The sequence below is a fragment of the Nocardia sp. NBC_01388 genome, assembly GCF_045040085.1.
Taxonomy (GTDB): Bacteria; Actinomycetota; Actinomycetes; order Mycobacteriales; family Mycobacteriaceae; genus Nocardia.
On sequence record NZ_CP109553.1, the window covers coordinates 6,311,865 to 6,325,345 of the forward strand.

General features: G+C 66.2%; 12 protein-coding genes. 6 read left to right on the forward strand and 6 right to left on the reverse strand.

Annotated features, from left to right (window positions below; translation table 11 throughout):
- Positions 1-8: 8 nt before the first annotated feature.
- Positions 9-1,193 (reverse strand): serine hydrolase domain-containing protein, encoded by a 1,185-nt coding sequence (locus tag OG716_RS30445; protein ID WP_405133945.1) that lies wholly within the window; start codon positions 1,191-1,193, stop codon positions 9-11.
- A gap of 323 nt (positions 1,194-1,516) precedes the next feature.
- Between OG716_RS30445 and OG716_RS30450 the strand changes: the two genes are divergently transcribed.
- Positions 1,517-2,365, forward strand: coding sequence for an NAD(P)-dependent oxidoreductase (locus OG716_RS30450; RefSeq protein ID WP_355125598.1), 849 nt, complete (start codon positions 1,517-1,519; stop codon positions 2,363-2,365).
- 186 nt (positions 2,366-2,551) lie between these two features.
- Here OG716_RS30450 and OG716_RS30455 read toward each other — a convergent pair whose 3' ends face one another.
- On the reverse strand, positions 2,552-3,103 hold the full coding sequence (locus OG716_RS30455; RefSeq protein ID WP_405133946.1) for a hypothetical protein: 552 nt from the start codon (positions 3,101-3,103) through the stop codon (positions 2,552-2,554).
- Positions 3,100-3,480 (reverse strand): hypothetical protein, encoded by a 381-nt coding sequence (locus tag OG716_RS30460; protein ID WP_405133947.1) that lies wholly within the window; start codon positions 3,478-3,480, stop codon positions 3,100-3,102. The genes OG716_RS30455 and OG716_RS30460 overlap by 4 nt, the downstream gene beginning before the upstream one ends.
- Before the next feature lie 21 nt (positions 3,481-3,501).
- Between OG716_RS30460 and OG716_RS30465 the strand changes: the two genes are divergently transcribed.
- A complete protein-coding gene (locus tag OG716_RS30465; protein WP_405133948.1) occupies positions 3,502-4,092 on the forward strand; it encodes a TetR/AcrR family transcriptional regulator in 591 nt (196 codons plus the stop codon).
- A 350-nt stretch (positions 4,093-4,442) separates the two neighbouring features.
- Here the strand turns inward: OG716_RS30465 and OG716_RS30470 are convergent, their stop codons facing one another.
- Together OG716_RS30470 and OG716_RS30475 are read right to left on the reverse strand one after the other, a co-directional pair.
- A complete protein-coding gene (locus OG716_RS30470; protein WP_405140014.1) occupies positions 4,443-6,344 on the reverse strand; it encodes a glycosyltransferase in 1,902 nt (633 codons plus the stop codon).
- 380 nt (positions 6,345-6,724) lie between these two features.
- A complete protein-coding gene (locus tag OG716_RS30475) occupies positions 6,725-7,216 on the reverse strand; it encodes a GtrA family protein (protein ID WP_405133949.1) in 492 nt (163 codons plus the stop codon).
- 79 nt (positions 7,217-7,295) lie between these two features.
- On the opposite strand from OG716_RS30475, the gene OG716_RS30480 reads away from it, so the two are divergent.
- From OG716_RS30480 to OG716_RS30490, 3 genes are all read left to right on the forward strand, one after another.
- Positions 7,296-8,270: a glycosyltransferase gene (locus OG716_RS30480; RefSeq protein ID WP_405133950.1), complete on the forward strand. Its 975-nt coding sequence runs from the start codon at positions 7,296-7,298 to the stop codon at positions 8,268-8,270.
- 107 nt (positions 8,271-8,377) lie between these two features.
- Positions 8,378-10,126 (forward strand): DUF2142 domain-containing protein, encoded by a 1,749-nt coding sequence (locus tag OG716_RS30485; protein WP_405133951.1) that lies wholly within the window; start codon positions 8,378-8,380, stop codon positions 10,124-10,126.
- 21 nt (positions 10,127-10,147) lie between these two features.
- A complete protein-coding gene (locus tag OG716_RS30490) occupies positions 10,148-11,245 on the forward strand; it encodes a hypothetical protein (RefSeq protein WP_405133952.1) in 1,098 nt (365 codons plus the stop codon).
- A 14-nt stretch (positions 11,246-11,259) separates the two neighbouring features.
- On the opposite strand, the gene rfbB is transcribed toward OG716_RS30490, so the two are convergent.
- Complete coding sequence (rfbB, locus tag OG716_RS30495; RefSeq protein WP_405133953.1) at positions 11,260-12,264, reverse strand: dTDP-glucose 4,6-dehydratase; 1,005 nt, start codon at positions 12,262-12,264, stop codon at positions 11,260-11,262.
- Between the two features lie 433 nt (positions 12,265-12,697).
- On the opposite strand from rfbB, the gene OG716_RS30500 reads away from it, so the two are divergent.
- Positions 12,698-13,414 (forward strand): hypothetical protein, encoded by a 717-nt coding sequence (locus OG716_RS30500; protein ID WP_405133954.1) that lies wholly within the window; start codon positions 12,698-12,700, stop codon positions 13,412-13,414.
- Positions 13,415-13,481: the final 67 nt, after the last annotated feature.

Genomic DNA, 13,481 nt, shown 5'->3' on the forward strand with positions numbered 1-13,481 from the left:
TGGTTCTCTCATCCTTCACAGAGCGCGGTATCGAGCACCTTGGTGACGGCGGCGGAGGTCGCCTCATCGGTCGGCAGCTGGTTCACGGTGACCGTGACGGCCGCGCCGCCGGTCGCGACGCCATTGCGGGTTTCGAAGCCCGGAATGCTGCCGCCGTGTCCCCAGACCTCTTTGCCGCACGGGCTGGACTGGTGAACGAGCCCCAATCCGTAACCGGCGCCGGGCATTCGGTCGAAGGGCACGGTCTGCTTCATCTGCGCCAGTTGGGCGGCGGGCAGCAGATCGCCCTTCAGCAGTGCGGTGAAGAAGCGGTTGATATCGGCTCCGGTGGAGATCATGGCGCCGGCCGTGCCGCCCCAGGACGGATCGAGGTCGGTGAAATCGACTCGCTTGCCGTCGATTACGTGATAGCCCTCGGGGTGGGCGCCGCGGATCACGGATTCACCCGAGGCCGGGTAGTAGGTGTCGTGCAGGCCGAGCCGGTCGATGATGCGGCTGGTGATCTCGTCTCCGGCGGGACGGCCGGTCATGCGTTCGATGAGCATGCCGAGCAGCACGTAATTGGTGTTGGTATACACCGCTTTCGCGCCGGGGGTGAATTGCGGCGGCATGGACATGGCGATGCGCACCAGATCGGCTGCTTCGAAGTGCTTCGTGCGCATGGCCTCCGTATCCACCTTCAGCTGCGGCGAATTCGGATCCGGCGTGCGGGAGGGATCGCCGCTCGCGAGGTAGTCGGGCAGGCCGCTGGTGTGCTGCAGCAACTGCCGCACGCTGATGCGATTGCCGTCATTGCCATTGCCCTGCACCACGCCCGGCAGATAGCGCTCGACGGGGGCATCCAGTTCGATCTTGCCCTCGGCGACCAGCTGCAACACCACCACCGAGACGAAAGTCTTGGTATTGCTGCCGATGCGGACTCGCGAATCGTCGGCGATGGGTGCGCCGGTCGCGATATCACCCGCACCCGCGGTCAGGGTGCGCTGCCCGTCCGGCCGGGTGATCACCACCTGAATGCCCGGAAATCCGGCCTTGACCGCCGCGTTCATCGCGTCCGCAATGGCCCGGTTCCGGTCCGGACTGCTGGGCTCCGAGGCCGTTCCCGCACTCGTGCAGCCCGCCGAGGCGAGCACCACGGCAAGGCCGACGCCGGCCAGTGCAATGCGACTCCGGCGCACCCGAGGTGTGCTCATAAGAAGGCGTTCCTCCTGTTCAGGCCAGTTTCTCCAGCCCCCTCGAGCCTAGGAACGCAAGCCCACCCCGCCGATCCGGCTCACGCCCGAATCGCCGATACCGCTGGCAGGTGCCGCAGGGTAGGGATAGCCCCACCTCGACGAGCGCTAGTCCATGAAGCCCGGGGGCCGGGCCCCGGGCAAGAATTCACTCGGCGAGTGTTATGCAACTCGTTGCATAACACTCGCATCTCCCCTAGTGTCCGAATCAGGGGTTTCGCTCCGCCTGCGCATGGACGCGCGGATTATCGGAACCGGGGCGAAGCAGGAGACAGGAGCTGACCATGACGGAAGCGCGGAAGCCGCTGGCGGGCCGGACCATGATCATGTCCGGCGGAAGTCGCGGGATCGGCCTGGAGATCGCCCGCCGGGCAGCGGCGGACGGGGCGAATATCACCCTCATCGCCAAGACCGATACGCCGAACCCGAAACTGCCCGGCACCATCCACACCGCGGCGGCCGAGCTGGAGCAGGCCGGGGGCTCGGTACTGAAGTACGTCGGCGATGTGCGCGATGACGGCGCGGTCGCCGAGGCGGTCCAGCAGACGATCGAGCGGTTCGGCGGCATCGACCTGGTGGTGAACAACGCATCGGCAATCGACCTGTCCCCCACCGAATTCCTGCCCATGAAGAAGTACGACCTCATGCAGGACATCAATGCCCGCGGCAGTTTCCTCCTGTCCAAGCTGAGCATTCCGGCACTCAAGGATTCGGCGCAGTCCGGCCGGAATCCGCACATCCTCACCCTGTCGCCACCGCTCAACCTGGACCCGAAGTGGGCAGGCGCCTCACTCGGCTACACCATCGCCAAGTACGGAATGTCGCTGACCACACTGGGTTTGGCGGAAGAGCTGCGCAAATACGGCATCGGCGTGAACTCACTCTGGCCGCGCACCACCATCGCGACCGCCGCCGTCCGCAACCTGCTCGGCGGCGACGACATGATCGCCTCCTCCCGCACCCCCGACATCTACGCCGACGCCGCCTACCTGGTCCTGACCTCCCCGGCCAAGGACACCACCGGCAATTTCTTCCTCGACGACGATGTCCTTGCCGCCCACGGCATCACAGACCTCGACAAGTACCGCGTAGTCCCCGGCGACGGCCCCCTCACCACCGACCTTTTCCTCTGACCGCCCTCCCTCCGACCACACAACCCGCCCACTGACCGCACAGCCTGTGCGGCCGCTGCGCGACGGCCACACAGGTTGCGCGATGCAGCGCGGGTGCGGCGCGCCGCTGCTATCGGCCGCACAGTCCGTGTCGCAACCGAACAACCCGTATTGGGACTGCGCGGCTGGTACGCGGGCTGTTCGATGTCAGTGCGGCACGGGCTGTTCGGCGTCTGCGGGCGGAGCGGGGTGCGCTTCACGCTCGGCCAGGTTCTTCAGGGTGAGGAGTTGTTTGCGCATCATGAGGTAGTCGCCGAATACCAGTGGGGCCACAAGGTATCGGGGGCCGCGGAAGTGGACTCGGGCGTGCAGGCGACTGGCGCCTGCGGCGGGGACGGGGTGTACGGCGTAGGTGACGGCCACACCGGAGGCGCGGAGGGTGATCTGTGCGCCCGGGGTGTATCCGGTGAGCGCGAACAGCTTCATGAAATGCTGGCCCGCAACGAGTTCGGTGAGCTTCGGGTCGCGGATTACGGGGCTGCGGTGGCCGAAGTTGTCCAGTAGGTCGTAGCTGTACGGGGCTGCGCGCAGCTGGCATACCCAGGCGAATACCAGTTCTGGCGGGGCGGCGATATCGACGACTCGGTCGCATACCACCGTCCGGCCGGAAAGTTCACTGTCACAAGGCAATTCCATGCCGACTTCGGCGGCCGTGACACCCCAGTATCGGCCGGGCATCCACGACCGTGGCCCGGTCATGACCGCTCCTCCGCTGCTCCGGCTATGCGGTGCAACATTTCTCGGACAACCAGGCGGTGTAGGCCGGTGCCGATCACCAGGGCTTTGTAGATCCCACCGTGCAGCCCGGGAAACGCGGCGTGAGTCAGGGCGGTCAGGCGGGTGGTGTGCGGGTCGATCTCGTCCAGGGTGAAGGTGAGGCGGTAGCGGGAGAAGGGGTGGCGGCCTATCGCGGACAATCGGGCGGGCGGGTCGGCCTCGTCGAGCGTGAAACCGGGTGGGAGTGTGCTGAGATCATCCGGGTTCTTGCAGGTCGTGCGCAGTAGGGCAGCCCAGGCCCGGGTGCGATCGGCGGCGATAGATGTGGAATGCTGATCGATATAGGGCAAACGCTCCATATAGAAGGACTGTACTAGTTCATGGCACCTCCCCGGAAGCACAGCACCGACGTGATCCTCGACGCAGCCCGCACCCTGGTGCTGCGCGAGGGTCCGCGCGCGGCAGGTGTGGCCGCCATCGCCGAGGCCAGTGGCGCGCCCGTCGGCACTCTCTACCACCGCTTCGGTAATCGGGACGGGGTGCTCAGCGCGACCTGGCTGCGCGCGCTGGAACGCTTCCAAGCCGGGGTGCTGACCGCCACCGAAGTGGCTGATCCGATCGAGGCGGCCGTCGTCATCACCAGCGCCGCCCTCGCTTTCGGCCGCGAATTCCCCGACGATGCCCGCCTCATGCTGAACCTGCGCCTCGGCGATCTGCTGGACGGCGGCCCCGACGCGCAGTTCCGCGAACGCCGCGCGGAGATGAACGCTCCGCTCTTCCAACTGCTGAACCGCATCGCCCGCGGCATCTACGGCGCGGCCGGCGAACGCGAAATAGACGCCGTCACCCGCGCGGTCGTGGATCTCCCCTACTCCGCGCTGCGCCGCCATGCCCAGTCGAAGGAACTACCGGAGTGGCTGGAGGCCGACCTCGCCGCCGCCACCCGCGCCCTGCTCACCGCCCACGTTTGAACAGCCTCGTCACGACCGGCCAGTCGGCCGACCACCGGCAATCGGCCGAACAGCCCATATCGCCCCGTAGGAGGGCTGCGGCATTGCCGCACAGGCCGTTCGGAGTCATTGCCGCACAGGCTGTTCGGAGTCATTGCCGCACAGGCCGTTCGGAGTCATTGCCACACACGCTGTTCGGAGTCATTGCCGCACAGGCCGTTCGGAGTCATTGCCACACACGCTGTTCGGAGTCATTGCCACACAGGCTGTTCGGTGTCATTGCCACACAGGCTGTTCGTTCCGGAAACTCGGCGGCAATGACGAAGCGGCCGCACCCTGGTGGGTGCGGCCGCTCGGTCGTTCAGGTCAGTTCACTTGGGGTCGATGCCGTAGAGGCGTTCCCAGTTCTCGCGGCTGGTGAGTTCCGGCATGGCATTGCGCCACTGCTGTTGCAGGGCCGGGAGTTCGGTGCGGAGTTGCTTGAGGACGCGGTAGGCGCGCACAAGCAGGCGGCGGGCGGTTTCCTTGTCGCGCCGGCGAACTCGTACACCGGACTGTGAGGCATCGGTGACGACCACGTGGTCGAACAGGCCCACGTGCCACCAGTGCGCGTCCTCGCGGGTGACGCCGACGACGCCGTGGATGGTGCGGCCGGTCCACTGGTTCAGGGCGCGCTTGAACAGGATCAGCAGGGGGCGGCTGGGTTCACCGCCGGCGCGGCGCTGATGTACGTGGGCGTTGACGACGGGTGCGGTGGCCGCCGGATGCTTGACGGTCTCCGGGTAGTCGCCGCGCGAACCGCGGGCGGCGGCCAGGGCCGCAATACCGCCGTCCTGCAGTGCCTTCGGGCCGCGCAGGTAATCCTCGATGCCCTGCAGGGTGGTGTGCGCCAGGCCGTACTGCATGCCGACCAGGTATTCGCCGATTTCCCGGAAGAGTTGCCGGGTAACGGCTTTCGGGTCCAGATCGGTGTGCAGGGAGGACACGATGAGCGAGTTGCGCGAGGAGAAATAGCGCGCCCAGTCGTCGAAGTCCTTCCAGTAGAAGTCGGCGTGCCACACGGCCGCATTCGGCAGCGTGACGGTGACGAAGCCGTGCTCGCGAGCGCGCAGACCGTATTCGACGTCGTCCCACTGGAAGAAGATGGGCACCGGCAGGCCGATCTCGGCCACCACTTCGGCGGGGATGAGGCAGGTCCACCAGGCCTGGTAGCCGGCGTCCACGCGGCGTTCCTGATGCTTCTTGAGCATGCTGGTGTTGCGCAGCGCCTTGGACACCTTCTGCCCGTGCCGCAGCCTGCCCAGATCCGTCTCCTCCGCCCCGACATTCAGGTAGTCGGGGTTGTAGAGGAACAGCATCTGCGCGCCCACCAGCGTGGGCTCCACGGTCATGTTCGCAAAGGCGTTGAGCCGCAGCACCGTTTCCGGTTCGCACAGGATGTCGTCGTCCATGAGGATGACGTCGGCGTGCTGATTGGCGCCGGACACCTCGTACAGCCCGCGCGTGAAACCGCCCGCGCCACCGAGATTCGGCTGCCGGATATAGCGCAGCTTGTCACCCAATTTGGGTGCCGTCTCGGCGAACACCGGCTGATCCTGCACCAGATCGGTGCCCTGATCGACCACGTACACGGCATCGATGGACGACAGCACGGTCGCGTCCGAGGCCAGCGCCGCCATGGTGGCGGCGCAGTCCGGTGCGCGGTTGAACGTGCAGATGGCAATGGCGACCGGGCGCACGGTCTCCGGCGCGGGGGCGGTCCACTCCAGGTCGGTAATGGTGACCTCGCCGCCGATGGCGTCGATCTCCAGCCACAGCGCGCCGCCGTCGATGAACATATCGAGCGCCGTGCTGAGCACCAGCCGCCCGGTCTCCCGGGTTTCGGCGGTGGCGACAACACGCCGGTGACCGGCGATATCGGACGCCGCCAGGCGCACCTTGGTGCGGCCCGCGACCTCGAGGGTCATGGCGACCTGGACCGCCGTGACGGTGGTCCAGCGCTGCCAGTAGCTGGCGGCGAATCTCCCGAAGTAGGTATTGGTGTGTGCCGTCGCGCCCTTCTCCAGCCGCAGGCTGAAGCGTTCGCGGTGTGCCTTGCCGCCCTTCACGACCGCGTACAGCTCATCGCTGATCCGCTGCGCAGGTCCGGTGAACAGGCCGCGCGCCAGCACCAGCCGCTCAGGAGCCACGTGCTCCGCGCGCAAAGTCGCGGGGGCCCCGGCAGTCTGCGGGTCACTGATTTCGGTCACGGCTTGTCCAGCCGACGCATCCATGAAATCCCTCGACATCCCTCGAAAAAATAGACACCGGCAACATACGACGTGGGATGCCTACCCACTGTCACCGCTCGGCGCGCCGACAATATCAATAACACTTTGCCGCCGCTTCGCTGCTGTGTTTATTTGGCCTCCGCTTCGCTCCGGGCGGGTTCGTGGCCCTGTTACCCGGGTCTTCCCTCCTCCGCTCCTCCGCTTCGCTGCTGTGTTTGATTTGCCCTCCGCTTCGCTCCGGGCGGGTTCGTGGCCCTGTTACCCGGGTCTTCCCTCCTCCGCTCCTCCGCTTCGCTCCCCCGCTCCGTCAGTCCAGACCCGGGCGGGCCACGAACTCGAGGCAAGTGATTCGAAGGGTTGTGCGGGTCAGAAAGCTGTGTGGTTCAGTCGTTTTGGTCGCGCGCGCCGGTGAAGACGAATTTGTCATATGCCCAGTAGCGGAAGACCACTGCCACGATCTGCCCGATGAGGGTGCCGGAGATGTTGTCCGCCAACGGACTAGACAGGTGCAGTACGTAGCGGGAGAACCCGAGGCAGCTCAGTTGCAGGCCGATGGCGACAACATTGAACAGCGCGTAGAGGACATATTCGCGGGTCGGGCTGCCGCCCTTCTTGTGCGCGAATGTCCACCATTTGTTGCCGAAATAGGTGACGACGGTGGCCACCAGGATGGCGATGATCTTGGCGAGCAGCGGCTGATGGAACAGCACGCCCTCCCCGCCCCAGAACACCAGCAGGTTGTAGGTGCCCGCGTCCACCACGAATCCGAGCGCGCCGACAACCAGGAATGCGCTGCCCTGTCTCAGTGCCGCACGCACCTTGCCGACGAAGGACTCCCGGCCGTTCTCCACGGCTACCGACTCACTGCTGGACACTCGGCGACGGTACCGCAGCGATCTCGGGTACCCTCCCCGTGTTCGTATTCGCCTTCCGATCACATCGAGGATTGACCGGGTGGACCCCACCGAGCTCCGAATTGCCGCAGTGGTTCCGTGCCACAACGAAGAGGCCTCGGTCGCACAGGTCGTCACCGACCTCAAGGCTGCCGTGCCGGGAATTGTCGTATACGTCTACGACAACCTGAGCACCGACGCGACCGCGGAGCGGGCGCGCGAGGCCGGCGCGATCGTCCGTCACGAATATCGCAAGGGCAAAGGCAATGTGGTGCGCCGCGCCTTCGCCGATATCGAAGCCGACGTCTATTTGATGATCGACGGCGACGACACCTACGACGCCTCCGCCGCACCGCGGTTGATCGAGGCGCTGCTGTCGGGACCGTACGACCATGTCCTGGGTGTGCGCCGCGAACTAGCGGGCGAGTCGGCGTACCGGCCCGGCCACGCGACCGGCAACAAGGTGCTCAATGGCGTGGTCGCGCAGGTGTTCGGCGAGAACGTCGAGGACATGCTGAGCGGATACCGGGTCTTCTCACGGCGTTTCGTGAAGAGCTTCCCCGCCGTATCGCGCGAATTCGAGATCGAGACCGAGCTGACGGTGCATACGCTGCATCTGCGAGTGCCGCAGACGGCCGTGCCGGTCGGCTTCAAGGATCGGCCGGAGGGCAGCGAATCCAAGCTGCGCACCTATCACGACGGCTTCAAGATCCTGCGGCTGATCATCGGCCTGGCCCGGCACGAACGCCCGGTCGCCTTCTACGGCCTGTTCGGCACCCTGGCCTGGATCATCTCGATCATCCTGATCACGCCGATAGTGATCCAGTTCTACGAAATCCATTCGGTCCCGCGCTTTCCGACGCTGTTCCTGGGCTTCACGCTGATGCTGCTGGGCAGTCTCGCCTGGACCGCCGGACTGGTGCTGGACGGCATCCGCCGGTCCCGGCACGAGGCCGCGCGGCTGATGTACCTGCGCTATTCGGCCGTCGGGGCGGACGAATGCGCCGGTGAGCACGCGGGCGGTACCCGGCGATGACGATCCGGACCGAACCGGACGCCACGCGACCCGGAGAGGACCCGACCGCGGAAACAACACCCCCGCCTGCCACACCTGCCACCCCCCGTCCAGCAGAATCGGACATCGTGGCAACCGAAGTGAGCGACAACGGCAAGAGCGAACCCGATGCGCCGAACGGCATCGGTGCGGCCGAAACCGAAGCGGCGCAGCCGGACAGCACGCCCAGCGATGACTCGGTCGCGTCGAACGGTGCGGCCGAGGTCGTCAGCACCACCCCGCTCGTCCCCGCGGCCCTCGTTCCGCAGACGCCCGCCGAGCTGATTACGGCCGACCGCGCGGATGCACCCGGCGTCGCGCAGCCGACGAAGGTCGCGCCGGCAGCGGTTCCCGAGCAGCCCACGGGCATGAAGCGGGTCGCGGCCCGGATCGAACAGCGTTTCGGCACCGCGACTTTGGTGTTCCTGCTGCTGGCCGGCGTATTCGGCGCGGTGTTCTCGGTACTGACGCCGCCGTTCTGGGGACACGACGAGATCACCCAGTTCGGGCGGGCCTACCAGGTGGCGCACGGCGGATTCCTGCCGGAGAAGATTCATGACGACCGCGGTCCCGCGTGGGGCGGCGACGTACCCGCGAGCGTGGACGCTCTCATGGGCTACGCGCACAACGATTACGTGAACAACAGTCCCGACGAGCAGGATCCGATGGTCGAGGATCCGCACGGCTACGAGGTGCTCGGCGACAAGGCGGTCTCGGCCCAGACCAAGCAGGTGTGGTTCACCAATACCGCCGCCTACTCCCTCGTCCCGTATCTGCCTGCCGCGGCGGGCATTCGGCTGGCCGAGGCCTTCGACCTCAATGTCGGCGGCATGGTGCTGGCGACCCGCTGGGCCGGGCTGATCGCCTACCTCGTGATCGTCGCGTTCGCGGTGCGCGCCCTGCGCGGGCACCGGATCCAGTGGCTGGCGCTGACGGTGGCGGTGCTGCCGATCGCGGTGTTCCAGGCGGGCACGGTCACCGCCGATACGGTGACCAACGCACTGGCACTGCTGGTTTCGGCGCTCATCGTGAAGAGCCTGTTCCTCGGCGAGCGCCTGTCCCGGCCGGAAACCGTTGCGGCACTGGCCGCGGCGATCCTGCTGCCGGTCTGCAAGCCCACCTATGTGCTGCTGGCCATGCTCATCGTGCTGATTCCCGCGCAGCGCTTCGGTTTCGGCAGCGCCGACCGTCCGGCCGTCTGGCAGCGCATCCTGCCGTGGGCCGGTGCGGGCCTCGGTGCGGTGGCCTTCGCCGTCTGGATGAAGATCGCCGCACCGACCGGTGACGGTATGAGCCTCATGCGCCCGCAGGAGCAGTGGGGCAGCGTCCGCCCCGGCGACCAGCTGCACGGAATCCTCAGCGACCCAGGGCATTTCCTGCGGGTGTTCGGCGACAGCGTCGCCCGCCGCGACCAGAATTGGTTCAGCCAGTTCTTCGGTCAGCTCGGCTTCGCGTACATCGACGTCCCCGCGCTCACCATCTGCGCGAGCCTGCTGGCCTTCGTGGTGAGCCTCGGCATCGCCGACCGCCTGACCGGTGACCGGCTGCGCACCTGGCTGGTGCTGCTCACCATGCTCGCCAGCGTCGCGATGATCTACGTGACCCTGTACATGTCCTTCACACCGGTCGGCTACTTCATCATCGACGGCGTCCAGGGCCGCTACTTCGTGCCGCTGGCGCTGCTGTTCCTGGCCGTGCTGCTGCGCTGGATGCCTTTGCGCCTCACCACTTCCGCGGGCAGGATCCCGACCAGGGGTCCGGCCATCACGGTGGTCGTGGCCGTCACCGTCGCGCTCGCCGCCGCGGTGATCAAGTATTCGACCATCGTCTGGGGCTGACCCGCTCGGTAGTGTGCGGAGGTGAGTACACAGGGGTGGCTACGACGCCGCGTCGCGGCCACCCGTGCCGCATGGCACGGCCGGTCTCACCGGCACAGGCGGTGGCGATGGCGGCGCATTTCGGTGACGCTGCTGCTGATCGTGTGCACACTGCTGACACCGATCGGAGCCGCGGCCGCCTATCTGCGGCTACAGGATGCGGGCACGCCCGCCGCATCGGCGCGCACGCGCGGCCGGGACGCGGTGTGGCTGGGGCACGCCTGGGTGGACGGCCGCAAGACCGAGGCCGATATCGCCCAGCTCGGAGTCCTGTTGTCCGGCACCGGAATCAAGGACCTCTACGTCCACACCGGCCCGCTCGCGCATGACGGCACCCTGCCGCCGGAGCTGTATCCACAGGCCCGCTGGTTCGTCGAGACGGTGCATCGGCTGCTGCCCGGGATCCGGGTGCAGTCCTGGCTCGGCGATGTGCTGGCCCCGGAATTCGACGGTCTGAACCTCGACGATGCCGCGACTCGCGACCGTATGGTCACCGCCGCGAACCAGGTGCTGGATCTCGGATTCGACGGCATCCATTTCGATCTGGAGCCGGTGCGCTCGGGTGCGGCCGGATTCCTGACGCTGCTGGATCGGGTGCGTCCCGTGACAGCCGCCCGCGAGGCCCTGCTGTCGGTGTCCGCGCCGGTGATCGATCCGCTGCCGGGTTTGCATCTGCTGGGCCTGGCGCTGGCCGATCACGGAAAGTGGTGGTCACAAGCCTATTTCGCGTCGGTGGCGCGGCGCGTGGACCAGATCGCGATGATGTCCTACGACACCGCCATGCCGACGGGCTCGCTCTACGGCGGCTATGTCGCACAGCAGACCCGGCTGGCGCTGCAGGTCACGCCGCCACAGGTGGATCTGCTGCTGGGGGTGCCCGCCTTCTGGGCCGACGATCTCGGTCACCACGGTGCGGCGGAGACGGTGGCGAGTGCGGTACGCGGTGTCCGTTTGGGTTTGGGGCGCACCGCACTCGACCGCCGGACATTCGGGGTGGCATTGTACGTGGATTTCGCAGCGACGCCAGCGGATTGGGCGGCGTATCGGCGCGATTGGGGTGGGCTCACCCGTCCTGAGTGAGCCCTTTCCCGGGGCTACAGGACTTTCTCTCCCGCAGCCGCGTAGGCCGTTTCGGTGGTGTCTTTCTGCGGGCGCCACCAGGCCTCATTGTCGCGGTACCACCGTACGGTCGCGGCCAAACCGGTACGGAAGTCCGAATATTCGGGCTTCCAGCCGAGTTCGGTGCGCAGCAGCGTCGAATCGATGGCATAGCGGAGATCGTGACCGGGACGATCGGTGACGTGATCGAAGTCGTCACGATCACGGCCGAAGGCTTCCAGAATCAGCTCCACAACGGATTTGTTGTCGCGTTCGCCCTCGGCGCCGATGAGGTACGTCTGCCCGATTCGGCCGCGCTGCAGAATTTCCCATACGGCGCTGTTGTGGTCGTCGACGTGGATCCAGTCCCGCACTTGATGTCCGGTGCCATAGAGCCGGGGACGGACACCGTCGATGAGATTGGTGATCTGGCGTGGGATGAATTTCTCGACGTGCTGGTACGGGCCATAGTTGTTGGAGCAGTTGGAAAGTGTGGCCTGCACCCCGAAGGAGCGCACCCAGGCCCGAACCAGCATATCGCTGGAGGCTTTGCTCGCCGAGTACGGACTCGACGGGTTATAGGGTGTGACCTCGGTGAACGCCGTCGGATCGTCCAGTGCGAGATCGCCGTACACCTCATCGGTGGAGATGTGGTGGTAGCGCACCTCGTGCCGGCGCACCGCCTGCAGTAGCGAATACGTACCGACGATATTGGTCTGGACAAATGGCCAGGGGTCGGCGAGCGAATTGTCATTGTGCGATTCGGCGGCGAAATGCACCACCGCGTCCACACCGCCGACAAGCCGGTCGACCAGCGCGGGATCGGCAATGTCGCCCTGTACGAACTCGATCCGGTCGGCAACGGCGGCCAGTGAGGCGCGATTGCCCGCATAGGTGAGTTTGTCCAGCACGGTGACATGGACGCCGGGACGACGGGTCACGGTCTGATGAACGAAGTTCGCGCCGATGAAGCCGGCGCCTCCGGTTACGAGCACTCGCACACCGAAAACCCTACGTCGCCTACGCCTGCCGCTGCCGCGCGGACTCCATGTTGCGGGACGTACACCGGCTGCGGGTTTCTCGTGAGCGGAATCGGACACAAGAAGGAAACAAGTCAGCTCGAGAATATTCGCACTTCCAGCCGATGAGTTGCCATTTCGTGGACTCTTCGAGAATTACGCGTCCGGAGCATTCCGGTTTCCAAGCATTTGATGTGACCTTCGCCACAAACAGACCGCATAGTAACAATCTGGGGGGCGGGTAGCGGGCCCGAAAACCATACGTACGCAGCGGATTTCCAAAAGCTGACGAACCGCGTGATCACCGAGGTGAACGGAATTTGAACGAACAGTCACGATGGGTTCACCGCACGTTAGCTGTCCTCGATTTGTATTTCCGTGTCCCCCCGAGCTATTCCGATGAGGTTTGCAACAAATGCTGATGAGGAAATTCGCCGCCACGTCGGCGCTGCTGATCGCTGCCATGGGCGTCACCGCCGGTACCGTGAACGCCGCGCCCGCTGCCGACGCCAACGCGCCGATCAACTACACCGCGACCACCTCCGACACCAACACCATCATCAAGACCGACGGTGGCTCCATGGTCGTCGAGAACGGCCAGTTCAAGATCAAGGCCGCCAACGGTGCCACCATCGCCGGCACCGATCTGAACTTCCGCGTCGATGACTTCCAGTTCCCGATCGCCGCGGAGATCAAGGACAACGTCGCGACCCTGACCCCGCAGTTCGACATGGACCACGCGGTCTACAAGCCTGTCGCCCTGCCGTACGAGAACCAGGCTCCGTGGAAGTCCGACTACGACCGTGAGCAGGCCGCCTTCAACCGTATGAAGGACACCATCGGCACCGGCGCCACGATCGGCACCCTCGTCGGCGGCATCGGCGGCGCGGCCCTCGGTTGCGTCCTCGGCGGCATCGCCGGCGCGACCGTAGCCGCGGCCACCATCGTCGGCATGTTCGGTCCGTTCGTCCCGGCCGCCGTGATCGGCTGCCTCGGCGGCATGGCTGCCATCGGCTTCCTCGGCACCATCGCGGGCCAGCTGTTCGTGACGGCCCCCGTCGCCATCCTGGCCGCGGTCCAGTACTTCACCACCACCACCGAGCCCTCGATTACCCCGGCCCCCGCCAAGTAATTCGACTGCTGCGTAAAGCAATCCCCTGCCCCGGGTCACCCGGGGCAGGGGATTCGTCGTTTCAGGC

Coding starts and splice junctions, on each gene's coding strand:
- OG716_RS30470 (WP_405140014.1), bottom strand. CDS start 6,344: ATGGATGCGTCGGCTGGACAAGCCGTGACCGAAATCAGTGACCCGCAG.
- OG716_RS30450 (WP_355125598.1), top strand. CDS start 1,517: ATGACGGAAGCGCGGAAGCCGCTGGCGGGCCGGACCATGATCATGTCC.
- OG716_RS30460 (WP_405133947.1), bottom strand. CDS start 3,480: ATGGAGCGTTTGCCCTATATCGATCAGCATTCCACATCTATCGCCGCC.
- OG716_RS30465 (WP_405133948.1), top strand. CDS start 3,502: ATGGCACCTCCCCGGAAGCACAGCACCGACGTGATCCTCGACGCAGCC.
- OG716_RS30500 (WP_405133954.1), top strand. CDS start 12,698: ATGCTGATGAGGAAATTCGCCGCCACGTCGGCGCTGCTGATCGCTGCC.
- OG716_RS30455 (WP_405133946.1), bottom strand. CDS start 3,103: ATGACCGGGCCACGGTCGTGGATGCCCGGCCGATACTGGGGTGTCACG.
- OG716_RS30445 (WP_405133945.1), bottom strand. CDS start 1,193: ATGAGCACACCTCGGGTGCGCCGGAGTCGCATTGCACTGGCCGGCGTC.